25 protein-coding genes are annotated in these 25,513 nt (G+C 71.9%); 13 read left to right on the plus strand and 12 right to left on the minus strand.

Going from position 1 to position 25,513, the window contains the following annotated elements; genetic code table 11:
- On the minus strand, nucleotides 1-903 hold the full coding sequence (locus ABGB01_RS36555) for an SDR family oxidoreductase (RefSeq protein WP_347778146.1): 903 nt from the start codon (nucleotides 901-903) through the stop codon (nucleotides 1-3).
- Nucleotides 904-1,209: 306 nt separating this feature from the next.
- On the opposite strand from ABGB01_RS36555, the gene ABGB01_RS36560 reads away from it, so the two are divergent.
- Nucleotides 1,210-1,419 carry a DUF3311 domain-containing protein gene (locus ABGB01_RS36560; protein ID WP_347778147.1) on the plus strand — a complete coding sequence of 70 codons (210 nt, stop codon included), beginning with the start codon at nucleotides 1,210-1,212 and terminating at the stop codon, nucleotides 1,417-1,419.
- Nucleotides 1,416-3,026: a sodium:solute symporter gene (locus ABGB01_RS36565; RefSeq protein ID WP_347778148.1), complete on the plus strand. Its 1,611-nt coding sequence runs from the start codon at nucleotides 1,416-1,418 to the stop codon at nucleotides 3,024-3,026. The genes ABGB01_RS36560 and ABGB01_RS36565 overlap by 4 nt, the downstream gene beginning before the upstream one ends.
- A 112-nt stretch (nucleotides 3,027-3,138) precedes the next feature.
- On the opposite strand, the gene ABGB01_RS36570 is transcribed toward ABGB01_RS36565, so the two are convergent.
- Complete coding sequence (locus ABGB01_RS36570; RefSeq protein WP_347778149.1) at nucleotides 3,139-3,489, minus strand: DUF6285 domain-containing protein; 351 nt, start codon at nucleotides 3,487-3,489, stop codon at nucleotides 3,139-3,141.
- Nucleotides 3,490-3,605: 116 nt separating this feature from the next.
- On the opposite strand from ABGB01_RS36570, the gene ABGB01_RS36575 reads away from it, so the two are divergent.
- From ABGB01_RS36575 to ABGB01_RS36585, 3 genes are read left to right on the plus strand one after another with little or no spacing between them, the layout of a single operon-like run.
- Entirely contained in the window at nucleotides 3,606-4,388 is a 783-nt protein-coding gene (locus tag ABGB01_RS36575; RefSeq protein ID WP_347778150.1) for a CPBP family intramembrane glutamic endopeptidase, read from the plus strand.
- A 41-nt stretch (nucleotides 4,389-4,429) separates the two neighbouring features.
- Nucleotides 4,430-5,620: an acyl-CoA dehydrogenase family protein gene (locus ABGB01_RS36580; protein ID WP_347778151.1), complete on the plus strand. Its 1,191-nt coding sequence runs from the start codon at nucleotides 4,430-4,432 to the stop codon at nucleotides 5,618-5,620.
- Nucleotides 5,617-6,576: a phosphotransferase family protein gene (locus tag ABGB01_RS36585; RefSeq protein WP_347778152.1), complete on the plus strand. Its 960-nt coding sequence runs from the start codon at nucleotides 5,617-5,619 to the stop codon at nucleotides 6,574-6,576. Before ABGB01_RS36580 ends, ABGB01_RS36585 begins: the two co-directional genes overlap by 4 nt.
- Before the next feature lie 10 nt (nucleotides 6,577-6,586).
- Here ABGB01_RS36585 and ABGB01_RS36590 read toward each other — a convergent pair whose 3' ends face one another.
- From ABGB01_RS36590 to ABGB01_RS36600, 3 genes are all read right to left on the minus strand, one after another.
- Complete coding sequence (locus ABGB01_RS36590; RefSeq protein ID WP_347778153.1) at nucleotides 6,587-7,189, minus strand: TetR family transcriptional regulator; 603 nt, start codon at nucleotides 7,187-7,189, stop codon at nucleotides 6,587-6,589.
- Nucleotides 7,186-7,644, minus strand: coding sequence for a hypothetical protein (locus tag ABGB01_RS36595; protein WP_347778154.1), 459 nt, complete (start codon nucleotides 7,642-7,644; stop codon nucleotides 7,186-7,188). Before ABGB01_RS36595 ends, ABGB01_RS36590 begins: the two co-directional genes overlap by 4 nt.
- Nucleotides 7,645-7,773: 129 nt before the next feature.
- Nucleotides 7,774-8,274 (minus strand): DUF6609 family protein, encoded by a 501-nt coding sequence (locus ABGB01_RS36600; RefSeq protein ID WP_347778155.1) that lies wholly within the window; start codon nucleotides 8,272-8,274, stop codon nucleotides 7,774-7,776.
- A gap of 417 nt (nucleotides 8,275-8,691) precedes the next feature.
- On the opposite strand from ABGB01_RS36600, the gene ABGB01_RS36605 reads away from it, so the two are divergent.
- From ABGB01_RS36605 to ABGB01_RS36620, 4 genes are all read left to right on the plus strand, one after another.
- The gene (locus tag ABGB01_RS36605) at nucleotides 8,692-9,459 is read left to right on the plus strand and encodes a hypothetical protein (RefSeq protein ID WP_347778156.1); all 768 of its coding nucleotides are present in this window, start codon (nucleotides 8,692-8,694) and stop codon (nucleotides 9,457-9,459) included.
- A 115-nt stretch (nucleotides 9,460-9,574) separates the two neighbouring features.
- Nucleotides 9,575-10,684 carry a hypothetical protein gene (locus ABGB01_RS36610; protein WP_347778157.1) on the plus strand — a complete coding sequence of 370 codons (1,110 nt, stop codon included), beginning with the start codon at nucleotides 9,575-9,577 and terminating at the stop codon, nucleotides 10,682-10,684.
- 19 nt (nucleotides 10,685-10,703) lie between these two features.
- The gene (locus ABGB01_RS36615; RefSeq protein WP_347778158.1) at nucleotides 10,704-12,131 is read left to right on the plus strand and encodes a hypothetical protein; all 1,428 of its coding nucleotides are present in this window, start codon (nucleotides 10,704-10,706) and stop codon (nucleotides 12,129-12,131) included.
- The gene (locus ABGB01_RS36620) at nucleotides 12,128-13,405 is read left to right on the plus strand and encodes an AAA family ATPase (RefSeq protein ID WP_347778159.1); all 1,278 of its coding nucleotides are present in this window, start codon (nucleotides 12,128-12,130) and stop codon (nucleotides 13,403-13,405) included. Before ABGB01_RS36615 ends, ABGB01_RS36620 begins: the two co-directional genes overlap by 4 nt.
- 15 nt (nucleotides 13,406-13,420) lie before the next feature.
- Here ABGB01_RS36620 and ABGB01_RS36625 read toward each other — a convergent pair whose 3' ends face one another.
- A complete protein-coding gene (locus ABGB01_RS36625) occupies nucleotides 13,421-15,001 on the minus strand; it encodes an MDR family MFS transporter (RefSeq protein ID WP_347778160.1) in 1,581 nt (526 codons plus the stop codon).
- A 99-nt stretch (nucleotides 15,002-15,100) separates the two neighbouring features.
- Between ABGB01_RS36625 and ABGB01_RS36630 the strand changes: the two genes are divergently transcribed.
- Nucleotides 15,101-15,646 (plus strand): helix-turn-helix domain-containing protein, encoded by a 546-nt coding sequence (locus ABGB01_RS36630; protein ID WP_347778161.1) that lies wholly within the window; start codon nucleotides 15,101-15,103, stop codon nucleotides 15,644-15,646.
- An 85-nt stretch (nucleotides 15,647-15,731) separates the two neighbouring features.
- Nucleotides 15,732-16,163, plus strand: coding sequence for an ATP-binding protein (locus ABGB01_RS36635; protein WP_347778162.1), 432 nt, complete (start codon nucleotides 15,732-15,734; stop codon nucleotides 16,161-16,163).
- Here the strand turns inward: ABGB01_RS36635 and ABGB01_RS36640 are convergent.
- On the minus strand, nucleotides 16,160-16,516 hold the full coding sequence (locus ABGB01_RS36640; RefSeq protein ID WP_347778163.1) for a hypothetical protein: 357 nt from the start codon (nucleotides 16,514-16,516) through the stop codon (nucleotides 16,160-16,162). The genes ABGB01_RS36635 and ABGB01_RS36640 overlap by 4 nt on opposite strands.
- Nucleotides 16,517-16,574: 58 nt before the next feature.
- Entirely contained in the window at nucleotides 16,575-17,534 is a 960-nt protein-coding gene (locus ABGB01_RS36645; RefSeq protein WP_347778164.1) for a Ppx/GppA phosphatase family protein, read from the minus strand.
- Nucleotides 17,535-17,752: 218 nt separating this feature from the next.
- Here ABGB01_RS36645 and ABGB01_RS36650 point away from each other — a divergent pair, with 218 nt between their 5' ends.
- Nucleotides 17,753-18,604 (plus strand): formylglycine-generating enzyme family protein, encoded by an 852-nt coding sequence (locus ABGB01_RS36650; RefSeq protein ID WP_347778165.1) that lies wholly within the window; start codon nucleotides 17,753-17,755, stop codon nucleotides 18,602-18,604.
- 4 nt (nucleotides 18,605-18,608) lie between these two features.
- Nucleotides 18,609-19,745 carry a UDP-N-acetylglucosamine--N-acetylmuramyl-(pentapeptide) pyrophosphoryl-undecaprenol N-acetylglucosamine transferase gene (locus tag ABGB01_RS36655; RefSeq protein ID WP_347778166.1) on the plus strand — a complete coding sequence of 379 codons (1,137 nt, stop codon included), beginning with the start codon at nucleotides 18,609-18,611 and terminating at the stop codon, nucleotides 19,743-19,745.
- On the opposite strand, the gene ABGB01_RS36660 is transcribed toward ABGB01_RS36655, so the two are convergent.
- From ABGB01_RS36660 to ABGB01_RS36675, 4 genes are all read right to left on the minus strand, one after another.
- The gene (locus tag ABGB01_RS36660; RefSeq protein WP_347778167.1) at nucleotides 19,730-20,614 is read right to left on the minus strand and encodes a hypothetical protein; all 885 of its coding nucleotides are present in this window, start codon (nucleotides 20,612-20,614) and stop codon (nucleotides 19,730-19,732) included. The genes ABGB01_RS36655 and ABGB01_RS36660 overlap by 16 nt on opposite strands.
- A 21-nt stretch (nucleotides 20,615-20,635) precedes the next feature.
- Entirely contained in the window at nucleotides 20,636-21,544 is a 909-nt protein-coding gene (locus tag ABGB01_RS36665) for a hypothetical protein (RefSeq protein WP_347778168.1), read from the minus strand.
- A 33-nt stretch (nucleotides 21,545-21,577) separates the two neighbouring features.
- The gene (locus ABGB01_RS36670; protein WP_347778169.1) at nucleotides 21,578-22,465 is read right to left on the minus strand and encodes a hypothetical protein; all 888 of its coding nucleotides are present in this window, start codon (nucleotides 22,463-22,465) and stop codon (nucleotides 21,578-21,580) included.
- Between the two features lie 157 nt (nucleotides 22,466-22,622).
- Nucleotides 22,623-25,499, minus strand: coding sequence for a hypothetical protein (locus tag ABGB01_RS36675; protein ID WP_347778170.1), 2,877 nt, complete (start codon nucleotides 25,497-25,499; stop codon nucleotides 22,623-22,625).
- Nucleotides 25,500-25,513: the final 14 nt, after the last annotated feature.

The raw sequence follows: 25,513 nt of genomic DNA on the forward strand, positions 1-25,513 counted from the left end.
TCAGCGGTAGGCCTGCCAGCCGGCGTCGCCGCCCTTGTCGAGGACCTCGGTGATGTAGCGCCACACCTGGGGGCGGCTGCCGTCGACGTCGGTGACGCCGTACGCGTCGGCCAGGTCGCCGCTGTTCACCGATCGGCCCGACCAGCGCGCCTTGTCCGGGTCCTGGGCGAGCGCGGCCACGCCTCTGCCGATGTAGGCGGGCGTCTCGGAGACCATCCAGGCGCGCCGGTGCTCGCTCTCCATCGTCGCCTCCCGCCAGGTGTCCTCGGTGACGCCGTAGTGCTCGAGCATCGCCTCCGAGCGCAGGAATCCCGGCGTGACCACCACGGCCGTGCCGCCGTACGGGCGCAGTTCGGTGGACCAGGCGAACGCCAGCCGGTTCACCGACCACTTGGCCAGGTCGTAGTAGACGTTCTCCCGGTAGTGGGTCTCGTTGTAGGCCCGGGTGCCGTCGGTGACCTCCACCACGAGCCCGCCCTCGTTCCTGACGAGCAGCGGGAACAGGTGCCTGGCGCTGATGATGTGGGTGTCGATGGCCAGCCTGAGCAGGCGCAGCCCGTTGTCCAGGTCGTGCTTCCAGACGGGCGTGTCCCACTCCCACAGGTGGTCGCCGCCCCACACGTCGTTGACCAGCACGTCGAGCCGGCCGTGGTCGCGTTCGACCCGCGCGGCCAGCGCCGCCACCTGCTCCGGCACCAGGAAGTCGGTCTGGACCGGGATGCCCGTGCCGCCGGCCGCGGTCACCAGCTCGGCCGTCTCCTCGATGGTCTCCGGGCGGTCCATCTCCGAGCGTCCCGCGCGGGTGCTCCTGCCCGTGCAGTACACCGTCGCCCCGGCCGCGCCCAGCTCGACCGCCATGCCTCGTCCTGTTCCGCGGGTCGCGCCCGCCACTACGACAATCATGCGGCCGATCGTCGCGCGAAAAGAGGACATCTCATGTCATGTTTTCCGGCGAACCGTTCGGCGCACCCGACCGACCGCTCGGCGATCAGGTCTCACGCTCGCGGCGCGCCTGTCACTAGGGTCTGTACGGGCGACGTGACCTTCCCGGGCCCAGGCGTCTCAGATGCCGGGAGCCCTGCCGACATTTAGGCCAAACCGTAATATGCCGGACATTGGGTTACATATCCCCGCGAAGTTACTCTCCCTCTGCTGACTAATCGTCAGGAGCCTGTCACAAGCGGCTCTGATCCATTCATCGGAGGGTCGATGACTACCGGCGAACCCGGGCAGCCACGCACCGACCGCAGCCCATGGAACTGGCTGCTCGTCGTGCCGATCGTGCTGCCGCTGCTGACGTTCCTGTTCAACGCCGACGAGCCCCGCCTGCTGGGCTTCCCGCTCTTCTACTGGCTCCAGCTCGCCTTCATCGTGGTGGGCGTCGCGTGCACCACCATCGTCTACAGGATGACCAAATGAGCGGGCACGTGACCGAGCTGGTCGTCTTCACCCTGCTGTTCGTCCTCGTCAGCGGGATGGGCTTCATCGCCTCGCGCTGGCGGCGGCCCGACGACCTGGCCAGCCTCAAGGAATGGGGCCTCGGCGGGCGCAACTTCGGCTCGTGGATCACCTGGTTCCTGGTCGGCGGCGACCTCTACACCGCCTACACCTTCGTGGCGGTGCCCGCGCTGGTGTTCAGCGCCGGCGCCCTGGGCTTCTACGCGCTGCCGTACACGGTGGTCGTCTATCCGCTGGTGTTCCTGGTGCTGGCGCGGATGTGGTCGGTCTCGCACGTGCACGGGTTCGTCACGCCCGCCGACTTCGTACGGGCCAGGTTCGGCTCGCCGACGCTGGCGCTGGCCATCGCGATCACCGGCCTGGTGGCCACGATGCCGTACATCGCGCTGCAACTCGTGGGCATCGAGGCGGTGCTCAAGGCCATGGGCATCACCGGCCACCTGCCGATCATCATCGCGTTCGCGATCCTCGCGGCGTACACGTACCAGTCGGGGCTGCGCGCCCCCGCGCTGATCGCGTTCGTGAAGGACGCGCTCATCTACATCGTGATCCTGGCCGCGGTCATCTACATCCCGTCGCGCCTGGGTGGCTGGGACTCCATCTTCGACGCGGCCAAGGCCAAGTTCGAGGCCACGCCGGCGCAGGGTGACGGCTACATCCTCAACGCCGGCAACCAGCTCCAGTACGTGACGCTGGCGTTCGGCTCGGCGCTGGCGCTGTTCCTCTACCCGCACAGCCTCACGGGCGTCCTGGCCTCGAAGAACCGCAACGTCATCAAGCGGAACATGTCGGCGCTGCCCGCCTACAGCTTCGTGCTGGGCCTCATCGCGCTGCTCGGCTTCATGGCGATCGCGGCGGGCACCAAGCCGATCGTGGGCGAGAACGGCAAGGCCGACGCGAACACCATCGTGCCGGTGCTGTTCGACCAGATGTTCCCCGACTGGTTCGCGGGCGTCGCGTACGCCGCCGTCGGCATCGGCGCGCTCGTCCCCGCGGCGATCATGTCGATCGCGGCGGCGAACCTGTTCACCCGCAACATCTACCGCGAATACGTGAACAAGAACGCCACCGACTCCCAGGAGGCCAAGGTCTCCAAGGTCGTGTCACTGGTGGTCAAGGTGGGCGCGGTGCTGTGCATCCTGCTGCTCGACCCGCAGTTCTCGATCGACCTGCAGCTCATCGGCGGCGTGATCATCCTGCAGACGCTGCCGTCGGTGGCGCTGGGGCTCTACACGCGCTGGTTCCACAAGGGCGGCCTGATCGCGGGCTGGGCGGCCGGCCTGGCGGCGGGCATGTGGATGCTCTACTTGATCCCCAACCCCGCCAGCGGCAAGGCGCACTTCGGCGGCTCGGCGTTCGGGCTGTCGAACCTGGGCTTCGACACCAAGATGACGGTCTACGCCGGTTTCCTGGCGCTGATCGTCAACCTCGTGGTGGCGGTGCTCGGCACGCTGCTGTTCCGCGCCACGAAGGTGGCCGACGGCGACGACGCGACCGCGCGCGACGACTACTTCGCCGACGAGGGCGAGCCGAAGGTCAAGGACCTGGACCTGTCCGGTTCCCACTGACGCGACGGCGTCCCGGCCCGCTCCCCCATCGCCTGCGGGGGGGGGCGGGCCGGCACGCGTCCGGCGCCGGTCCCACGTCCGGGCCGGTAACCGAGGGCCGGGCGGGTGGCCGTCAGCCGGTCGCCGGGTAGTCCGGGTCGGCCACCGCCAGCTTGGCCAGCACGGCCTGCTCCAGCGCGGAGATGAGCGCCTCACCGTCCTCGACGCGGCCCTCGCGGATGGCGGCGGCCAGCTCGGCGTCGTCGTCCACGCCGAGGGCGGCCAGCCGGGCCGCGTGCTCGCCCGCCTGGCCGGGGCCGAGCTCGATCTCCCTCTCCACCATGCCGAGCACGTTGATCGCCACCCGGGTGTGGTAGCGCGTCCTGCCGTCCACGGCGGGGAGCACGTCGATCTGGAGGAAGTCGCGGACCGCGGCGACGAGCTGCGCCGCCGTGGGCACGTCGTGCGGGTTGGAAGGGCTCACCCGTCCAGAGTAGGTTCGGCGGGACGCCGGGCGAAGGCACCGGGACACGTCCGACGGTATGGCGAAGGTATGGGGCTTTTATTCGCATCCGATCATGGAGAGGCTAATCTGCGGCCATGACCACACAGTCTCCGCTCGCGCCCGCCCCGGTGCTCGGGCCCCGCCTCATCCGGGCCGAGGTCATCGTCGTGCTGTCGGTCTCGCTCGGCGCCAGCGCCCTGGTGGCGATCGTGCGGCTGATCGGGGCGCTCACGGCGCCGAAGGAGCTGAAGGGCCAGCAGGCCGTGCTCGTCGGGTCGATGGCGCCGGATCGGCCCTGGCTGGACCTGGCGTTGCAGCTCGTGCAGATCGCGATCGCGGTGGCGCCGGTCGGGCTGGTGGCGTACCTGCTGGTGCGGTCGGGCGAGTCGCTGCGCACGATCGGCGCCGACTTCCGCCGGCCCGGGGGCGACCTGCTGCGCGGGGCGGCGCTGGCGGCCGCGATCGGCGGCTCGGGGCTGGCGTTCTACCTCGCGGTGTGGGCGGCCGGGGTGAACCTGACCGTCGTGCCCGGCGCGCTGCCCGAGGTGTGGTGGCAGGTGCCGGTGCTGCTGCTCGCCGCCGCGCAGAACGGCGTGCTGGAGGAGGTGCTGGTCGCCGGATATCTCCTGCACCGGCTGGGGCAGGCCGGCTGGTCCCCGTGGAAGGCCGTCGCGGTGTCGTCGGTGTTGCGGGGGTCGTACCACCTGTATCAGGGGTTCGGGGGCTTCGTCGGGAACGTGGTGATGGGCGTGGTGTTCGGGCGGCTGTACCAGCGCTGGGGGCGGGCGATGCCGCTGATCGTGGCGCACACGCTGATCGACGCCGTGGCCTTCGTCGGGTACGCCTTCCTGCGCGGCAAGGTGAGCTGGCTGCCCTGAGGATGGTTGACTGGGCAACGGTTTGGCGTTGAGATCCTTGCATGAGCTTCGCCGTACCTGACCGGGTCCGCCCTGTCCGCGACGCCGTGCACGCGTTCATGACCGAGCGGGTGGAGCCGGCGGAGCCGGTGCTGCACGCGGGCGGGCCGGCGGCCGCGCAGACCCTGGACGAGCTGCGGGCCGAGGCGAAGAAGGAGGGCCTGTGGGCGCTCGGCCATCCGCGTGAGCTGGGCGGCGGCGGGCTGCCGTTCCTCGACTACGTCTACGTCAACGAGGTGCAGGGGCGCAGCGAGTACGGCCAGCTGGCGCTCGGCACCTTCACCCTCCAGGACTCGCTGATGTTGCACGAGCACGCCTCGCCTCAGCAGCGGGAACGCTATCTCGAGCCGCTGGTGCGCGGCGACATCTGGCCCAGCTTCGCGATGACCGAACCGGCGGTGTCGAGCAGCGATCCCACGCAGATCGCGACGTCCGCCGTGCTGGACGGCGACGAATGGGTGATCAACGGGCACAAGTGGTTCACCACGGGAGCGTCTCGGGCGGCGTACACGACCGTGATGTGCAGGACCGAGCAGGACGCTCCGCCGCACCTGGCGTTCTCCATGATCCTGGTGCCGACCGGCACGGCCGGCTACACGATCGTGCGCGAGACGCCCGTGCTCGGGCTCGACGGGGCGCACTGCGAGGTGCTCTATGACGACGTCCGCGTGCCCGCCGGCAACCTGCTCGGGCCGCGCGGGCAGGGGTTCGTCATCGCGCAGAAGCGGCTCGGGCCGGGCCGGATCTTCCACTGCATGCGCTGGCTGGGGCAGGCCCAGCGGGCGTTCGACCTGATGTGCCGCAGGATGCACGAGCGGACCGCGTTCGGCGAGCCGCTGGCCGCCAAGCAGTTCATGCGGCAGCACGTGTTCGACTCCTACGCCGAGATCCAGGCCGCCAGGCTGCTCACGCTCGACGCCGCCGAGGCCATCGACGCGGGTTCGCAGGCGCGGGTGGAGATCGGGGCGATCAAGGTGGTGGGGGCGCGCATGCTGCACAACGTGATCGACCGGGCCATCCAGGTGTACGGCGCCGCCGGGCTGACCCCCGACACGCCGCTGGATCGGATGTACCGGCACGCGCGGGCCGGGCGGATCTACGACGGGCCCGACGAGGTGCACATCGACGCGGTGGGCCGCCGTGTCCTGGGCACGTACGCGGCGGGCGGCACCTGGGAGTTCGGCCTCCGGTGAATGACCCGCACGCCATCGCCGCCGAGGCGTTCGGCCCGGGCACGCGCGTCACGTCGAGCGTCAGGCTTCCGGGCGGGGCGTCACGGGAGACCTGGGCCCTCGACGTCACCGGCCCGGACGGGGACCGGCACGAGCTGGTCCTGCGGCTCGACTCGCCGGGAACGGCCCCGCAGGCCGAGGTCGGCGCAGGCCTGGCCGCCGAGGCGAGGCTGATGCGGGCCGCGGCGGACGCGGGTGTGCCGGTGCCGGGGATCGTCGCCTCCGGCTCGTCGTACCTCCTCATGACCCGAATCCCCGGCGAGACGATCCCGCGCAGGATCCTGCGCGACGACGCCTGCGCCGCGGCCAGGCCCCTGCTGGCCGCCCAGTGCGGGCGGGCGCTCGCGGCCGTCCACCGGATGCCGCTTTCCTGCGCGCCACGGGAGGAGCAGGAGGATCCCCTGCTGCGCTGGCGCGACCTGCTCGACCAGCTCGGCGAGCCGCATCCGGTGTTCGAGCTGGCCCTGCGCCGCCTCGCCGCCGACCGGCCGCCCGGCTCGCGGACGACCGTCGTGCACGGCGACTTCCGCAACGGCAACCTGATCGTCGGTCCCGAGGGGATCAGAGCGGTGCTCGACTGGGAGCTCGCCCACGCCGGCGATCCGCTGGAGGACCTCGGGTGGTTGTGCGTGAAGGCGTGGCGGTTCGGCTCGCCGCTGCCGGTGGGCGGGTTCGGGCACTACGACGACCTGGTCGAGGCGTACGAGCGGGCGGGCGGCGCTCCGGTGGACCGGGAGGCGCTGCGCTGGTGGGAGACGTTCGGCGTGCTCAAGTGGGGTGTCATCTGCGTCATGCAGACCATGCGGCACCTGCGCGGCGGCGCGCGGTCGGTCGAGCTGGCCGCGATCGGGCGGCGGGTGTGCCAGAACGAGTGGGACCTGCTCCAGATGGTGCGCGAGCGCACGGCCCGCGGGTGAAGGGCGTCTCTCAGTCCTTGCCCGCGGCGTGCGGGGCCCTAGCGCCGGAGACCGCGGCGGCGATCACGTCCACCAGCCCCTCCACCACCTGTGTGCGGTCCACCTCCGGATGCTCCAGCCACCAGTCGCCGGTCGTCTGCACCATGCCGACGAAGGCGTGCCCGAGCACCTGCGCCCGCACGGGATCGGCCACCGCGCCCTCGGCGGCCAGCACCGCGCCCAGCTCCTCCCCCAGGCCGCGCACCAGGGAGGTCATGCGGGAGCGGATCGCGGTGTCCTCGGACCCGGCCCGGAGGAACAGGAACCGGTAGAGGTTGAGATTGGCGGAGATCAGGTCGAGGTAGACGCTGATGGCGGCTCGCGCCCGGCCGCGCGGGTCCATGCCCGGCGCGGCGAGCCAGGGCCGCAGCCGGCCGATGACCGTGCGCACGTGCCGGTCGGCCAGCGCCTGGTAGAGGCCGCTCTTGTCGCCGAAGTGGCGGTAGAGGACAGGCTTGGTGACGCCCGCCGCGGCGGCGATGGCCGCCATCGACGCCTCGGGGCCGTCGTCGGTGATGACCCGGTCGGCCGCGTCGAGCAGCGCCCTGCGCCGATCCGGATCCCGCCCGCTCACCTTCCCAGGATAGATCGCAACCGGACGGGCACCAGCGCCGAGAGCACCAGCAGCGCTCCGATGAGCAGGTAGAGGCCTGTCACCCCGGCCAGCGTGCCGGGCGGCTCGCCCGGCTGCGCCCACGGCCCGCCGTCCGGCCGCGACCACGGCAGCCCGCCCGCTCCGGCCCAGGGCAGGCGGCCGGCGGCGCCGAGCGCCGCGTCCACGTCGAGGGCGAACAGGAGACCGGCCGACGCCAGCGGCACGCCGCAGCACAGCGCCGCCGCGGGCCAGGCGGTGAGGACGGTGACGATGACGGCCACCGCCCCCAGGCAGGCCAGGCCGGCCGGCGCGGGGCCGAACGTGGCGACGCCCGCGCGCAGGGCCCTGGCGGCCGCCTCGGTCAGGTAGTAGACGGGGATGAGCGCGGTCAGTCCGGCGACGGCCCCCATCACCTGCCGGGTCCCGTGGTTCACGTGCCGCCCCGCCCTCCCGCCGCCGTACCCGCCCCTGTGTTCGCCGGAAACCTTATCGGGCCAGCTCAGCGGCGTGCGGGGATTCGCGGATGTACGCGGACGGCCGGGCGCGTCGAGCTCCGCACGGGCTCAGGCGAAGGTCAGCGCCGGGTACCCGAGGAGCATCACCGCGCCGAAGCCGAGCTTGAGCAGCGCGTCGGTCACGCCGAACACCGGCAGCGGGGCCCTGGTCCGCAGTCCGGCGGCCGCGTTGGCCAGGGTGAGCACGCCGAGGAGGGTGATCAGCGGGCCGTGTGCCATCCCCATCGGGAGGAAGTGCACGCCCACCACGAACAGGATCCACAACAGGACCGTGCGGTCATCGGCGCCCTTGGTCCTGGAGAGCACGAGGTAGATCAGCCCGGCTTCGAGCACGAACGACCCCACGAGCCCGGCGATGTGGGCGAACGACGGCGAGCCGAGGCTGGGCAGCAGCGCGCTCAGGCCGCTGCCGACGAACCCGGCGGCGAAGCCGCCGATCAGGAACTGCAGCCAGTACGCGCGGAAGGTCCAGCTCAGGAGGAAGCCGGTGCCGACGCCGATCAGGAACAGCCCGCCCCCTCGGATCAGCGGATAGGGATGATCCCCCACGGCGGACAAAACCATATGAATGTGCGACATTCCGACTTCTTTCACAAAGGGGAAGCCACCCTAGCGGATCGACGGCACGTCGTGGATCACCACCCGGCGAAGGCGGGCGAGCGTACGGGATCCGGATCGGGACGGAATGACGTCTGATCACGTGCCCCGTCTTCCCGGCGGGATGGTTTCGAGGCATGCGCAACTCTGGCACGGGCCCCGGCCCCGCCCGGCGGCAGCGTGCTGGAGCTGAGGGCGGGTGTCGGCCGCGTCACGCACCCGCTCGTCGAGCGAGGCTTCGAGGTCGTGGCGTCCCCGGCCTCGTGATCGTGCTCGTTCCCGGCGGGCGCCTTTACAGTGTAGATCACTAGACTGCCGCGAAATCATGAAATTACTGGAAAATACTGGGATGGTTGATACAGTCGCGCCATGAGTGACCGGCTGGACGACCTCGAGCGGCGAATCGACGAGCTGCGAGCGGGCGTCCGCAAGGCGGTGCGGGCCAGGGACGCCGCCAAGGCCCGCGTCCTGCGGGCCGAGCTGCGCAGCGCCGAGCACGCCTGGGACGCCCTGGTGAGCGGCGAGCAGCCCGCCAAGGAGGAGCCGCCGCTCCTGGTCACCGTGCGCGAGCAGGTGCACCAGGGGCTGCGCCTGCTGGGGGCGGCCGCCCAGCCGCGACTGATCGTGGCCGTCAGCGCCGCGTTCTTCGGCGGCACGATCAGCAGCAGCCGGCTCACCAGCCTGCGCAGGGACGAGGAGCGCTCGTTCAGGTCGTCGCCGTTCGGGCGGCCGTACTATCTGTGCGCCGCGCTCACCGACCGCCTCTCCCCAGCCCGCGGCCTCCTGACGCTCAGCGCCTGGCCGCTGGAACGGCGCGTGGTCGGCCCGCTCAGCCCTCGTGTCGACTTCCTGACCTGCGCCATCGCGGTGGCCGAGCAGGAGACCGGCGACGAGCGGGCGGACAGGTTACTCGTCAGGATGGCCAGGAACATCCCCGGCGCGGCCGACGGCACCCTGGGCCCGCCGCACCGCGGCAGGGTGATCGAGGCGGCCAGGGCCGAGCTGCGCGTGCACGCCGACCGCGACACGCGAGACCGCGCCGAGCTGGCGCAACGCGCCGTGGCACAGCTCGATGACGCGGCCCGCCTGTTCGGCGCCGCTACGCTGGGCACGATCAAGAAGGAGAACGCGAAGTGAGCGGCTTGAAGCGCGCCGTGCGGAGCGGGCCGACGAACCCGCGAGGGAGTGCGGCGACAACAGCGGAGGAAGGCGGCGGCACCGGGCGGCCGAGCGCGCGGGACGGAGTGCGGCCGTGACCCTGCAACCCCGGCTCGACGTGCTGCGGGGCGTCACGCCGCCGCGCCCTCACGACGCCCGCGCGATCGCCGCCCTGGCCGCCAACCCCGGCTGCGCCCGCCGCGCCCTCATGGACGGCGCCGGCGTCGACAAGGACGCCGCCGCCCGGCACCTCGGTTTCCCCGCGCCGTTCGGACAGTCGCCGTTCGCGATCACGCGCGGCAACGTGTTCGAGGCGCTGGTCAAGGCCGACGGATGCGCGGAACTGCTGCGGATGCTGCGTGAGCTGCTCGGCCTGCCCGTCGCCGAGGTCGCCTACCACGACGTGGAGAACGTCGGCGCCCACCTGCGCCACGCCCACACCAGGACGCTGATCGACCGGGCCGCCCGCGACGAGCACGACGCGGGCACGCTGTACGACCACCCGCTGCTCAGCCTGGAGATCGCCGGTCACACCGCCTACCTGGAGCCGGACGTGGTGGCGTTCCAGCTCGGCGGCCGCTTCCACATCGTGGAGATCAAGTCGTTCGCGGTGATCGACGGGCAGGCCGACCCCTCGGCGGTGGCGGCGGCCGCCCGCCAGGCCGCCGTCTACGTGCTGGCACTGCGCACGCTGCTGGAGGAGCTGGGCCACGACCCCCTGAAGGTCTCGCACGACGTGGTGCTGGTCTGCCCGGAGAACTTCGCCAACCGCCCCGTCGCCTCGCTGGTCGACGTGCGCAGGCAGCTCGCCGTGCTGCGCCGCCAGCTCACCAGGATGACCGCCCTCGACCGGCTGCTCGAAGGGCTGCCCGACGATCTGACGTTCGACCTGCGGCCGGACGACGACGGCCGGCCCACCAGGCCGGTCGCCGAGCTGGCCGACGCGCTGCGCAGGACGACCGCCCGCTACGCCCCCGACTGCCTGTCCACGTGCGACATGTGCTTCTTCTGCCGCGACGAGGCCCGGCAGGAGGGCGCCTCCGACCTGCTCGGCCGCCAGGTGCGCGACGAGCTGGGCGGGGTCGCCTCGGTGGCGGAGGCGCTCGGCCTGGCCGACGGCACCCGCGACCCCGCCGCGGGCCAGGAGGAGATCGCGCGGCTGCTCCGCAACGCCGAACGCCTGCGCAAGGAGTGCCTGACGTGAGCCCGCGAGGGAGACCCACGTGAGCCTGCTGACCTCACTCGCCCGGCTGCGGGCCCTGGACGAGGGCATCGCGCAGCCCATCGCGACCGTCAGGCACTGCCACCTGGCGGACCGGCCGATGGTGTTCATCCCGCTCAAGCTGTCGGGCGAGGCCGCCGCGCCGCTCGCGGCCATGCTCGGCACCGACCGCGACCGGCCGCGCCTGCTGGTGGTGACCCAGCCGCGCAACCGCGACCTGCGCTTCGCGTGGGCGGCCGAGCTGGCGGGGGTGCTGCTGCCGTACGTCGAGGGGTTCCTGCGCGACACCGAGACGGTGGAGCGCAGGAACGCCGACCCGTACGAGCGGGCGATCGACGCGCCGCAGATCCTCGTACCCAACCCGGCGGGCGTGGCCTTCGTCCGGCTGCTGGGCCGCTCGATGCGCTTCCGCCGGGCCGACGGGCCCTACCCGGTGCCGGAGTCGGTGCCGCTGCTGGGGCGGTGGCTGACCTATTTCGCGGAGCGGGCGGCCTACCCTGGCTCGTCGCTGATGCCGGCCATGACGGAGGAGCTAGGCCGGCACTGGGCCAGCGGGCAGAGCGGCCTGGAGGACGCCAACCTGGCCGCGCTGCTGGCCTGGATCACCACCGGGCCGAGCGACGACGCCGAGGACCCGCTGATCTGGCCGCCCGCCGGGCCGGCGACCGACCCGGGGTTCGACGCGGAGGTGCTCGCGCCGGCGATGGACAGCGGCTCGGCCGAACGTGTCACGGAGGCGCTGCGCACCCAGCTGGAGCCCGGGTGGCGGCTCATGTGGCAGGCGATCGACCTGCTCGCCGGGCTGGAGGCGGGCGCCGGCGTGGCGTCGCGGTGGGAGCAGGACCGCGGCTCGTTCAGCGGCATGGCCGCGCACATCGCCGAGGGCGCGCCGCCGCAGCCCCGGCGCGACGGCGCGGTCGCCGCCGCCGCCAAGCTGGCCCGCATGGAACGCGCCCAGGCCGCCTACGACGCGCAGCGCGCCTACGACGACCCGCTCGTGATGGCCGAATACCGGCTGACCGGGGAGGCGTTCGCGGGCGAGGTCCTCGACACCGACCCGGACAACACCGAGGGCGAGGGCCGCTCGCGCAAGCTCCGGCCGCTCGTGGTGATCAAAACCGACGATCCCGTACGCCTCGCGCCCGGCACGTCCCTCGGCACCCCCCAGCGGCGCGCGCAGGGCGCGGAGCTGGTGTCGGCCGGTGAGGGCCTGGTCACCCTGAAGATCACCAAGGGCATGGGCCGCGGCAGGACGGCCGCGCCGGGCGCCGTGCCCGAGATCGGCGAGCGTGTCTGCTACACCTCGCTGACGGACGACTTCCAGGGCTCGCCCGCGCTGCCGGACGCCGAGGCCACCCCGTGGACGCACGGCGGGCCACCGCAGGAGTACGTGCCCGACGACGAGGACGCCCAGGAGGAGTGGTCGTGACCGCCGGCCCGGAGCAGGTCATCAGGAACGTCCTCGCCGACCTGCCCCGCCACCGGGGCGTGGTGGTCGACTCCCCGCCCGGTGCTGGCAAGTCCACGCTGGTCGTACGCGCCGCCGCGCACATCGCCGCCACCGGCGAGCCCCTGATGATCGTCGCCCAGACGAACGAGCAGGTCGACGACCTGGTGACGCGGATCTCCGGCAAACATCCGCGCCTGAGCGTGGGGCGGCTGTCGGCGAGCGGATACGTGCCGCCGCCGCGGATGCTGGAGCTGCCCGGCGTGCGGGTCGGCACGCGGATCCAGGATCTGGGCGACCCCGACATCGTCATCGCCACGGCCGACAAGTGGGCGTGGATCGGCGGCCGGGTGTGGCCGTGGGCGATCGTGGACGAGGCGTACCAGATGCGCTCGGACAAGCTGCTGCGGATCGCGGGCCTGTTCGAGCGGGCGTTGTTCGTGGGCGATCCCGGGCAGCTCGATCCGTTCTCGATCGTCGACGGTGACCGCTGGTCGGGGTTGTCGTGGGATCCGCTGCAGAGCGCGGTGTCGGTGCTGCTGCGGCACAACCCCGATCTGCCCGTGCACCGGCTGCCGGTGTCGTGGCGGCTGCCCGCGTCGGCCGCGCCGGTGGTGTCGCGGGCGTTCTACCCGTTCACCGGGTTCCGGTCGGGCACGTCCGACGGGGATCGGCGGCTGGAACTGGCCACCGGCGGCATGGGAACGCCGCACGACCGGGCGCTGGAGGAGGCGGCCAGGTCGGGGTGGGCGCTGCTGGAACTGCCCAACCGGCACACCGTGCGCACCGACGCGGAGGCCGTGCAGGCGGTGGCGCTGCTGGCCGAGCGGCTGCTGCAGCGGGGTGCGGTGGCGAGCTCCGAGCAGGGCGAGCGGCCGGTGACGGCGGACCGCGTCGCGGTCGGCGCGGCGCACCGCGACCAGGTGGCCGCCATCCGCGCCGCCGGCGTGCCGCCGCAGATCACCGTGGACACCGCCAACCGGCTGCAGGGCCGCGAGTACGACGTGACGATCGTGCTGCATCCGCTGTCGGGGCGCAGGGACGCGACGGCCTTCCACCTGGAGTCGGGCCGGCTGTGCGTGCTCGCGTCGCGGCACCGGCACGCGTGCGTGGTGGTGGCCAGGGCGGGCATCGCCGAGCTCCTCGACGCGCACCCGTCGGCCGAGCCGGTGCAGCTGGGGGTGCCGGTGAAGTTCCCCGACGGGTGGGAGGCGAACCAGTCGGTGCTGGAGCACCTCTCCCGCCACCGCGTCTGACGTCCCGGCAGTTGCTCACGTGGCCGCCGGGGCGACGGGCTCCTCGTCGGAGGCGGCGGCCTCCGCAGGAGCGGCGCCGCGCAGCGGGATCTCCTGGATGAACGCCGCCAGCACCGGCACGGCCACCGCGAACGCGATGGCCCACCAGAAGACACCGGAGATCGACGCCGCCAGCGACTCCAGCAGCCCGGTGCGGACCTGGGCGGGCATGGCGGCGACCGTGCCCGGATCCATCCTGGCGCCGGTCCTGGCCATGCGCTCGGCCGCCTGCGCGCCGAACCTGCCGGTCAGCTCGGACAGCAGCGCGCTGTTGAAGATCGCCCCGAACATCGAGACGCCGAAGGAGCCGCCGATCGACCGGAAGAAGGTGGTCGCGCTGCTGGAGACCCCCAGGTCCTTCTGCTCGACGCTGTTCTGGGCGATGAGCATCGTGGTCTGCATCAGGAAGCCCATGCCGAGGCCGAGCACCGAGATGTAGACGCCGGTCAGCCAGGCGGGCGTGGTGACGTCCATGGTGGACAGCAGCCACATGCCGGCGGCCATGCCGGCGCCGCCGACCACGGGATAGATCTTGTACTTGCCCGTGGCGGTGATGGCCTTGCCCACGAACAGCGACACCACCATGGAGGCGCCCATCATCGGCAGCAGCAGCAGGCCGGAGTTGGTGGCGGTGGCGCCCTGCACCATCTGCTGGAAGAGCGGCAGGAAGTTGATCGCGCCGAACATGGCGAAGCCGAGCAGGAAACCGATGGCCGAGATCAGGGTGAAGTTGCGGATCCTGAAGAGCTGCAGCGGCATGATCGGCTCGGCCGCCCGCCGCTCGACCAGGACGAACGCGGCCAGCGTGACCACGGCGAGCGCGGCCATGCCGAGGATCTGCCAGGATCCCCACGCGTACTCGTTGCCGCCCCAGGTGGTGATGAGCACCATCGCGGTGATGCTGACCGACAGCAGGATCGCGCCCGCCCAGTCGATGCGCACCTGCGTCTTCTCCACCTTGGGCAGGTGCAGCCTGAGCACCAGCAGGACCAGCGCGATCGCACCGATCGGCAGGTTGACGTAGAAGGCCCAGCGCCAGTCGAGGTTGTCGGTGATGAAGCCGCCGACCAGCGGCCCCGCGATCATGGCCAGCGACATGACGCCGGCCATGATGCCCTGGTACTGGCCGCGTTCGCGGGGCGGCACGAGGTCACCGATGATCGCCATGACGTTCACGATCAGGCCGCCCGCGCCCAGCCCTTGCACCGCGCGGAACGCGATCAGCTCGGCCATGCCGTCGTCCGGCCCGCCGAGCAGGTCGGAACCGGCCATTCCGCAGAGCGCCGAACCGATCATGAAGATGACGATCGAGATGATGAAGATCGCCTTGCGCCCGTAGAGGTCGCCGATCTTGCCCCAGATCGGCGTCGACACGGTCGTGCCCAGCACGTACGCCGTGACCACCCAGGACAGGTGCGCCAGGCCGCCGAGCTCCCCCACGATGCGCGGCATGGCCGTGCCCACGATCATGTTGTCGAGCATCGCCAGCATCATCGCCAGCATCAGCCCCGGCAGGACGACCATGACCTCACGGCGTCGTCCGACTGCCTCAGCCACCACTTACCCCCCAGTACACACGCTCCTTACTTGCCGACCGGCAAGCGTAGAATAAGGTAGATACTTACTTGTCGGCCGTCAAGTCGAAATAGGTGCGAAGTGCGGGAAGACACGCGGACCCGGATCCAGGAGATCGCGCTCAGGCTCTTCACCGAGCAGGGCTACGAGGCGACCTCCCTGCGGGAGATCGCCGAGGAGCTCGGGGTGACGAAGGCCGCGCTCTACTACCACTTCAAGACCAAGGACGACATCGTCGCGAGCCTGGTCGATCTCCGGCTGACCGACATCGAGGAGCTGCTCGCGTGGGCGCGCAGCCAGCCCAAGACCCCGGAGATGCGCCGGGAGCTGGTCGAGCGTTACGCCGCCTACCTGCGGCGCACCCGGCACCTCGGCGTGGCGAGTTTCCTCGAGCGTAACCAGACGGCGCTGCGCGACCACCCGACGCTCATCAAGATCCGCGAGCGGATGAAGGAGGTGACGCACGAGATGAGCGGGCCCGAGGCGACGCCCGTCGAGCGCATCAGCCGCTCGCTGGCGCTGTTCGGGCTGCACGCGGGCAAGTGGCTGGCCCTGGAGGGCGAGCTGTCGGAGGAGGAGATCCACAAGGCCACCATCGAGGTGGCCATGCGGCTCCTCGAGCCCTGATCATCCGCCCGGCCGCCTGAAGGGACGATTGGGGCGCGAGATTCGGGGCAGAAGAACTTCACGCATCGATCCGGGAGGAGGCGCGGTGGAGACCACGATAGCGCTTCGGCTGCCCCGCGATGCGGCGAGCGTCCCGCTGATCAGGGAGATGCTGGACGGCACGCTGCGCTCGCTCGGCGTCGATCCGCAGGTCCGCGACGACATCGAGCTCATGCTCACCGAGGCGTGCTCCAACGTGGTCAAACACGCGGCGCCCAGCGACGACTACCGCGTCTGCGCCATCGTCGACGACGAGCGGTGTGTCATCCAGGTGGTGGACCACGGAGGCGGTTTCGACCCGCGCAAGATCGTCGACCACGGCCCCGGCTCCGAGCACGGACGCGGGCTGCAGATCATGCGGGCCCTCGCCGACGACATCCGCTTCGCCAACAAGCACGAGGACGGGGCCATGGTGTGCCTGGAGAAGCGCCTGCGGTACGCGCCGGGCGCGGCCGGCACCCACCTCATGACCACCTAGATCTTGCTGGGCCGCTCCGCCGGCCTGTGGTCGCGCAGCCGTACGCGGTGCGGGTGGCCGCCGGCGGACCCGCGCTCCGCGGGACGGCCACCGAGGCGCAACCGCCGGCGCACGCGGGGCGTGTTCCCGCTCAGCTCGGCCCGCCGCCGCGCCGGCACGGCGCTGCCGCTCAGCTTGAGCTCCAGCCGTCGCTCCCGGCGGCTCAGCCGTCTCCACGCCGCACGCCAGTTGATCATCACGGCGGCCATCGTCACGAAGGTGACCATGGCGGCCACCGCGATGAGCAGCACGGCCATGACGATGAGGAGGACGACGACCGCCAGGGCACCGATCGCGCCGAGCACTTCCACCATTCGGCAGAAGATGCCCGTCGCCCAGCGGTCTATGCCTGATCTTGGGGATATAACGGGCTTACTCGGCCCCGCCGTTCGCCTGGTCGAGGCGGCCGGGCAGGAGGTCGAGGCGGCGCAGGATGACGCCCTCGCGCAGCGCCCACGGGCACACGTCGAGCCGCTCCACCTCGAACAGATCCATGATCGCGTCGGCGACCAGCGCGCCCGCCGCCAGCTGCGCCGCCCGCCCCTCGGACACGCCGGACAGCTGGGCCCGCTCGGCGGCCTCCATGGTGGTCAGCTTGGCCGCCCAGTCGGCCATGTCCGCACGCGACAGCGAGCGCGCGACGTAGGGACCCTCGCTGGAGGGCGCCGCGCCGGCGATCCTGGCGAGCTGTTTGAAGGTCTTGGACGTGGCCACCGCGCGGTCGGCCCCGCCGTATCTGACGATGTCGCCGACGGTGCGGGCGATCTCGGCGCGTACGTGCTTGCGCAGCTTGCGCACCTCGTCGGCGGACGGCGGGTCGCCGGTGAACCAGTCGCGCGTCAGCCGCCCGGCGCCCAGCGGCAGCGACACGGCCACGTCGGGCTCCTCGTCGACCCCGGCGGCGATCTCCAGCGAACCGCCCCCTATGTCGAAGGCCAGCAGCCGCCCCGACGACCACCCGAACCACCGCCGTACGGCCAGGAACGTCAGCCTGGCCTCGTCGCGACCGGACAGCACGGTGATGTCCACCCCGCAGCGCTGGTCGATCTCGGCGAGCACCTGCTCGCCGTTGGCGGCCTCGCGCACGGCGGAGGTGGCGAAGGCCACGAGGTCCTCCACCCCCTTGTCCTCGGCGAGGGCGACGGCCTCCTCCACGAAGGCGCCCAGCCGCTCGACGCCCTTGCCGGCCAGCCGGTTGTCGTCGCCGAGATGCTCGGACAGGCGCAGCTCGACCTTGTGGGAGTAGGCGGGCATGGGCCGGGCGCCGCGGTGGGCGTCGACGACCAGTAAGTGCACGGTGTTCGAGCCGATGTCCAGCACGCCGAGTCGCATGGTGAAACGCTACAGTCCTGCGGCTTCGACGACGACAGGGAGCCCGGCACCGCCGGGCGTGCGGGGAGGGCGGCCGGCGCCGTGGCGTGGGGCGTCCGCGTCGTGACGGGCATGCCGCAGGCATTAACCTTCCTTGGTGTCACGACACGTTGGGGGGATCTGTGAACGCTTGCTGCGGCCCGAGCAGAAACGCCACCTCTGGGCCCGTTCAGGAGGCCGTGAAGATCGCCGCGCGGCGGACGGCGCCGCGCGGCATGGTGCGCATCCCCGGCGGGACGTTCCTGATGGGTGGGGACGACCCCGACGGACGGCCCGACGACGGTGAGGGGCCGGTCCGCGAGGTGCGGCTCGACCCGTTCCTGATCGATCCGGCATGCGTGACGAACGCGCAGTTCGCCACGTTCGTCAAGGAGACCGGCTACGTCACCGAGGCCGAGCGGATCGGCTGGTCGTTCGTGTTCCACCAGTTCGCCACGGGTGGGGTGATGGACGCCTCCGTGCCGGGCGCGCCCTGGTGGGCCGGGGTCGAGGGGGCCACGTGGCGCTCGCCCGAGGGGCCCGGCTCCTCGATCGGCGACCGGCAGAACCATCCCGTGGTGCACGTGTCGTGGAACGACGCCAACGCCTACGCCACGTGGGCGGGCAAGCGGCTGCCCACCGAGGCGGAGTGGGAGATGGCGGCCCGCGGCGGGCTGGAGCGCAGGAAGTACCCGTGGGGCGACGAGCTGGCGCCCAAGGGCCGGCAGCGGTGCAACATCTGGCAGGGCCGGTTCCCGGCCGCGCCGAGCAAGGGGACGGTGCCCGTCAAGTCGTTCCAGCCCAACGGCTACGGCCTCTACAACGTCTCGGGCAACGTGTGGGAGTGGACGGCCGACTGGTGGGGCACGACGTGGGAAACCTTCGCCGACAACCCCACCGGTCCGGCCGAGGGCGGCGCCAAGGTGATCCGCGGCGGGTCGTACATGTGCCACGACTCCTACTGCAACCGCTATCGTGTCGCCGCCCGCACCTCCAACACTCCTGACTCCGCTTCGGGGCACACGGGTTTCCGCTGTGCGGCTCTAGTCTGATCGCATGTCACGAACCCTGCGACTGTTGATCACCGGCGGCGGCACCGGTGGTCACACCTATCCGGCCCTGACGACCCTGTCGGCCGTTCAGCGACGTCAGGTGCCGCACGACGTGCTCTGGGTGGGCACGGCCAACGGTCTCGAGGCCAGGATCACCGCCGAGCACGGCATCCCGTTCAAGGCGATCACGACGGGCAAGCTGCGCCGCCGCCCCAACCTCAAGGAGCTGGGCACCAACATCGCCGACGTGTTCCGCATCCCGGTCGGGGTGTTCCAGGCGGTGGGGCACGCGGCCCGTTACCTGCCCGACGTGGTGCTGTCCACCGGGGGCTACGTGGCGGTCCCCATCGGCGTGGCGGCCAAGCTGATCCGCCGCCCGCTGGTGATGCACGAGCAGACGACCGTGGTCGGGCTGGCGAACCGGATCCTGTCCAGGCTGGCGACCAGGATCGCGCTGTCGCACGAGTCGTCGCTGGAATATCTGCCCCCCGCGGCCAGGAAGAAGGCCGTGGTGACGGGCAACCCGATCCGGCCGGAGCTGCTGCAGGGCAACAGGGCGGCGGCCTACGACCTGTTCGGGCTGACGTTCGAGGTGCCGCTGATCTACGTGACGGGCGGGGCGCAGGGCAGCAAGCAGATCAACACCCTCATCGCCGAGGTGCTGCCGCGGCTGCTGCCGCACGCGCAGATCGTGCACCAGTGCGGGCCCGCCTGGATCGACCAGATGCGGGCCGTCGCGCTGCCCGGCGAGCTGGCCGAGCGCTACCACCCGGTGCCCTACGTGGGAGAGGAACTGGCCGACCTGTTCGCCGCCGCCGACGTGGTGATCTCGCGCAGTGGCGCGGGCACGGTCTCGGAGCTGACGGCCATCGGCAAGCCGTCCGTGCTGATCCCGCTGATCCCGACCGGCGGTGACGAGCAGCGCAAGAACGCGGGCTACCTGGCCTCGGCCGGCGCGGCCAGGGCGCTGCTGGAGCCGCGTCCGGTCGCCGGCCAGTTGCTGGCCGAGCTGATGCCGCTGCTGGCCGACCCCGAGCTGCGGCACGCGATGGGGCAGGCGGCGGCCGCGCTCGGCCGCCTGGACGCGGCCGACACCCTGTGCGACGTGCTGCTGGAGGCCGCGGGTCAGGGTTCGAGGTAGCGGAAGGCCTCGTGGGCGGAGCTCACGCTCCGCCGCAGCGCCTGCTCCAGCCGGTCGGCGTCGCGCGCCAGCCGGTCGAGCTCGGGAACGGCGAACCCGTCGGCGCCGGTCTCGGCCACGAGCTCCTCGTACTGGTGCATCCGGCCGCGCAGTTCCTCGATCTGCTCGTGGGCCACGTACGCGCGCTCGGCCTCGGTGACGTTGGCGGCGTACCGTTCCAGCGCCTCCACGCGGGCCAGCACCGCCGCCTCGCTGCTGTCGAGCGCGCCGGCCAGCGGCCTGGCCACGGCCTCCACCTCGGGCGTGAGCCCCTGCGAGACGGTCTCCCTGTGCTTGGTGCGCAGCGCGGACAGCTTGGCCAGCAGCCGGGCGATCTCCCACTCCTGCGCCGGCAGCATCACGGCGTTGCGCACGTCGTCGAGCATGCCCTCGGCATTGACCCGGGAGCCGGTCACGGTGGCGATGGCCCGCTGGGCGCGGGCGAGCAGCCGCCTGGACGACTCGTCGAGGTCGTCGGTCAGCACGTAGCGGCCTTCGTACCAGCGCAACTGCTCGTACGTCTGCCGCTCGTACTCGTCCTCGTCCTCTTCGCCCAGATCGTTCCTGACGAACAGGACGACCATGACGGGGATGAGCATCAGCAGGAGCATGAGGATGCCGAGTCCCCTGCCCAGGCCGCCGACGCCCATGACCAGGCCGAAGAACGCCACCGTGCCGAAGCCGGCGGCCATACGATAGCGCGCGCTCGACGCGGCCCGCCGCGATTCGGGCACCCAGCCCTGGCGCATCTTCATCAGCACCAGCCGGCTCTGCCTGAGCAACTGAGCGTCATCGGGCGGCACCCCGGGGTCTACCACCACATCCGCCACAAAACCGGATCCTAAGGGAAATCAGCCCTTGAGGTGGCGAAATGCCTCGTGCGCGGAGCTGACGCTGTTGCGTAACGCCTGCTCAAGGCGGTCGGCGTCGTCCGACAATCGGCTCAGCTCCGGCACGGCCGACCCGTCGGCGCCCGACTCGGCGAGCAACTCCTCGTAGCGGGGCAGCCGGGCGCTCAACCGCTCGATCTGGTGCCTGGCGCGGTAGGCGCGCTCGGCGTCGGCCACGTGGCCGGCGTACCGCTCCAGGGCCTCGACGCGGGCCAGCACCGCCCGCTGGCTGCTGTCGAGAGCCTCGGCGAGGGGCCCCGCCACGGCGGCCACCTCGGGGGTGACGCCCTCCGCGACGACCTCCTGGTGCTCGGCGCGCAGCGCCGAGAGCTTGGCCAGCAGCCGGGCGATCTCCCACTCCTGCGCCGGCAGCATCACGGCGTTGCGCACGTCGTCGAGCAGCCCCTCGGCGTTCACGCTGGAGCTCATGACCTGGTCGATCGCCGCCTGGACGCGGCCGAGGAGCGGTCTCGCGGCATCGTCGAGGTGCTCGCGGAGCACGAAGCGGCCCTCGTATCCGCCGGCGTGGTCGTAGACGACACGCTCCAGAGCGTGCCGGCGCTCCACCTCGGCGTCGGGCCTGGGCCTGAGCAGAACGCTGACGATCAGCAGCGCCGCCCCTGTCATGATCACCACGAAGGCGGTGTACTGCTCGGCGACGAACAACGTCAGCCCGTACACCGCGGCCGCCACGGCCGCCACGGTGGCCGCCAGCCTGGCCACGCTGCCCGCCATGGGCCGGTGACCCCTGTGCGCGGGCACCCAGCCCGCGTGGATGCGGACGAGCAGCTTGCGGTTGTCGCGTAAGAGGGCCGCGACGTCGTCAGGCACCGCCGGATCGACTATCACCTTCCCATGACGTCCGGCCACGTTACTGATCCTATGTCCCGGTCTGTCCGACTGTCAGCTCTCCAGGTAACGGAAGGCCTCGTGCGCCGAGCGCACGCTGCGCCGGAGCGTGCGCTCCAGAACGTCGGCGTCCTCGGCCAGCCGCTCGATCTCGGGTACGGCCAGCGCGTCGGCGCCCGACTCCGCCAGCAGCTCCTCGTACTTCGGCAGCCGGGCGCGCAGTTCCTCGATCTGGCCGCGGGCGTGGTAGGCGCGCTCGGCGTCGGCGACGTGGGCGGCGTAGCGCTCCAGCGCCTCCACACGGGCGACCACGGCCGCCTCGCTGCCGGCCAGCGCCCGTTCGAGCGGCTCGATCACCGCGACGACCTCGGGCGCGATGCCCCTGGACACCAGCTCCCTGTGTTCCAGGCGCAACGCCGACAGCTTGGCCAGCAACCGGGCGATCTCCCACTCCTGCGCGGGCAGCATCACGGCGTTGCGCGCGTCGTCGAGGAGGCCTTCGGCGTTGACGTGAGAGCGCAGCACGGACCCGATCGCCCGCTGCGCCCTGGCCAGCACCTGCCCGGCCTCCTCGTCGAAGTCCTCGGGCAGCAGGTAGCGGCCGTCGTACCAGCGGGCCTGCTCGTACACGCCGCGCTCGTGCGGCCGGTCGTCCTCCACCACCTCGCCCATCGAGGCGATCTTGATCAGCACGATGAAGACGTACGTGCCCAGAAGCATGAACCCGGCGGGCGCGAGCGGCGAGGCCATCAGGACGGCCATGAACGCGATCACGGCCGGGGTGGCCGCCAGCAGCAGCGCGCTGGAGGCACTCCGGTGGCGTGCCGGCGCCCGGGTGGCCGGGGGCACCCAGCCCGCCTTGATCCTGGACAGCAGGGGGGCGTTCGCGCGCAACAGTCCGGCGACCTCCGGGGATACTCCCGGATCGACGACCACACCCACGTTCTGTCCTGGCACCCTGGCGCCCCCAACGCTCGTGATGTGTGGATATTACGTAACTTTTTCCCCGGATGTCAGCCTCCGAAAGGTCAGGTTGGGGAACCACCGCACGATCGTGGCGGCCGCGGTAGCCGGGGCACGGCGGCACGCTCCTGATCGCTCAGGACGTGTTCTGCTGGATCTCCCAGAGGGCCATCTCGGGGACGCCGGCCTTGACCAGCGCGTTCCAGGCGCCCATCCGGTCCACCGGGTCGGCCAGCACGGCGCGCAGCAACGGGCGCAACTCGGCGTGGCCGTCGCCGTCCTCCGCCCACATCGCCCCCAGCGCCTGATGCAGCGCCGGCGACCTGACCGCCACCGTACGGACCAGCTCGTCAAGGATGCGGACCCGCTCCCGGTAGGGCAGGCCGCGCCCCTCCCCCAGGGCACGCAGCAGCAGGTCGAGCAGGCGGCGGTGCCGCGGCGTGTGGCCGGTGGCGACCGCGACGACGACGTCGCCCATGCCGTCACTCAGTCCGGCACTCATACCGGCACTCATTCCGGCGCCCGTCCCCGCTGCGCTCCTGGCGCCCTCCGCGCCCCCGAGCACGACGTCCTCCGTGCCGCCGTCGATCACCCGGTGCGCCGACAGCGCGGTGAGCAGGCCGTTCCAGCCCTCGTGCCCGAGGTTGCCCTTCCACAGGTGGGTGAGCGCGGACCAGCGGTCCAGGGGGTCGGGCCCCGCCAGGAGCGAGGAGACGCTGACGGGCTGGTCAGAGGCGGCGACGATGAGCAGGGTGAGGTTCGCGGAGTAGGCGGCCAGGCGGCGGGGCACCGTGTGACGTACCGGAAGGAAACCGGTGAAGTGGCGGCGAGGGCGCTCGTGCAGCGAGCGCCGCAGCACCCCGGCCAGGAGCGTGACGCACCGCTCCCGCACCGCGGCGGGCACCTCGGCCAGCAGCTCCAGGATGAAGCCGACGGTGGGCCCGCGCTCGGCCAGGCACGAGTGGGACGTGACGGCGTACAGCAGGTCGTCGTCCACGGCCTGGACGAGCGCGAGGGGCTCGTCGCCGGCCAGGCGGCGCCTGCGGTCAAGGTCGCGCAGCGCGTAGACGGTCAGCCAGGCCACCAGGAACTCGCCGAACGTGGAGTGCAGGAACGCGTGGCCGTTCCTGCGGACGAAGAAGAAGCGTTCCGTGGCCTTGCGCACCCAGTCGATCCGCTCGCCCTCGTCGCCGGGGTCCTCCTCGCCGCCGTGGCACAGGGCGGGCAGGTCGCGCTCGAGCGCCTCGTCGGTGAGGACCTGGCGGCCCCTGGCCAGCATGGACAGCGCCGCCGTGCCGAGCAGCACCAGCTCCTGGTCGATCGCCACCCGCCGCGCCCCGCCGGTCTCCCGTTCGGTGTAGTCCCTGAGCAGCACCTCGTACAGGCGAGCGCGCCCGAGCGGGCCGTGGTCGCGCTGCAGCGCGTTGCCGCCCGCGTCGTAGAGGGCCAGCAGCAGCAGGAGCAGCGGCTGCCTGGCCATGTCGCCGTGCACGAGCGCCGCCTCGGCGGGCAGCGGCTTCAGATCACGCCTGGCCAGCAGCGACCGGTTGGCCTGGTCCCAGATGTCCAGCCACTGCCGCACCTGGCCGTCGTCGAACGGCTGCAGCTGCAGCGCCAGCAGCGCCTCCGGATACCTGATCCGGTCCGCCACCACCGTACGGCTGGTGACGATCACCGCGACGGGCCGCCCGAGCCCGGCCTCCCTGGCCTGGAACTCCTGGACGTGTTCGAGGTAGTCGAACCGGTTGACGCCGCCCTGCAGCAGCTCGTCCAGCCCGTCGAGCAGGATCACCGGCATCGCCCCGTCGCCGGCCGCCACCAGGTCGGCGTAGCCCACCCGCTCGTCCAGCACCCCCTTGAGGGCCTGCTCGATCTGCTCGGTGACGTCCGCGCGCGCGGCCACCGCGCCCAGCTCCACCCTGATCGGCAGGAACTCCGACCTGGCCAGCCGGGCCGCGAGCACCTCGGTCAGCTTCGTCTTGCCCGAGCCCGGCTCACCCAGCACCAGCAGGGGCTCCCGGGTGGCCCGCAGCGAGGTGAGGTGTCCCACGAGGAACGCCTCGGGGTCGGTCAACAGGCGCCGGTCGTCCCACCAGGCCCGCTCGGCGGGCGCGGCGTAGCGGGTCAGCTCCGCGACCCGGCAGCGGGGAGTGAGGTAGCCCTCGCCGAGCAGCGGGAGCGTGACGTCCTCGGGATGTTTGCCGGCGACCAGGAGCGGCTGGTCGAGCGCGTTGGCGGCCATCCTGGCCAGGTGGATCACGGGGCGGTCGCCGACCCTGGGCGGGGCCAGCTCGGCCAGCAACCACGCCACCCGCGACAGCGCGGTGCCGGGCGGCGGCCGCTCCGTGACGAGGCTGCGCACCCCGAACTCGTGGCTGTCGAGCGCCAGCGACCGGTAGTCCTCGTCGTAGATGCGCAGCGCGTGCGCAGGCGGGCCCTCGGCGAGCATGCGGGGCAGCAGGAGCTGGTCGTCGACGCTCAGCTCGTCCCAGATCGACAGGCCGCCCACGTATCCGGCCACGGCCTCGGACATGTGCAGGAAGGCACGTTCCACGGCGCGCCGCGTCTCGGCGTACGGCAGGTGCGGCTCGGGCGTGGGCAGCCGCTCCAGCAGCAGCTCCGCCACCAGCCTGGCGAACCGCTCGGGCGTCGGCACGCCGTGGGAGATCTTCTCGCCGCGGTCGAGCCGGTCCAGCGTGAACGGCAGCTTCGCCTCGCCGAGCGCCTCGAAGTACGCCGACACGACGATCACGGCGTGCGCAGCGGCCAGCCGCTCTGTGCGGGTGTGCCGGTCGACGCCGCCCTTGAGCTCGGGCATGCGGCGCACAATGTCCTTGCCGTAACGGACGATGCCGTCGCGCATGTCGTTCAGCCCGGCCGCCAGCCGCCCGCCGCCGGCCAGCGCCCAGCCGGTGCGCTCGGCGGCCGAGGCGAACCCGACGACCTTGACCAGCCTGCCGTCCTTGCATCCGAGAATCCTCAGGGCGTCGGCGTAGCTCGGGGTATCGATCATGGCCTTCTCCCGGG

Source organism: Nonomuraea sp. B5E05, from assembly GCF_039880665.1.
Taxonomy (GTDB): domain Bacteria; phylum Actinomycetota; class Actinomycetes; order Streptosporangiales; family Streptosporangiaceae; genus Nonomuraea.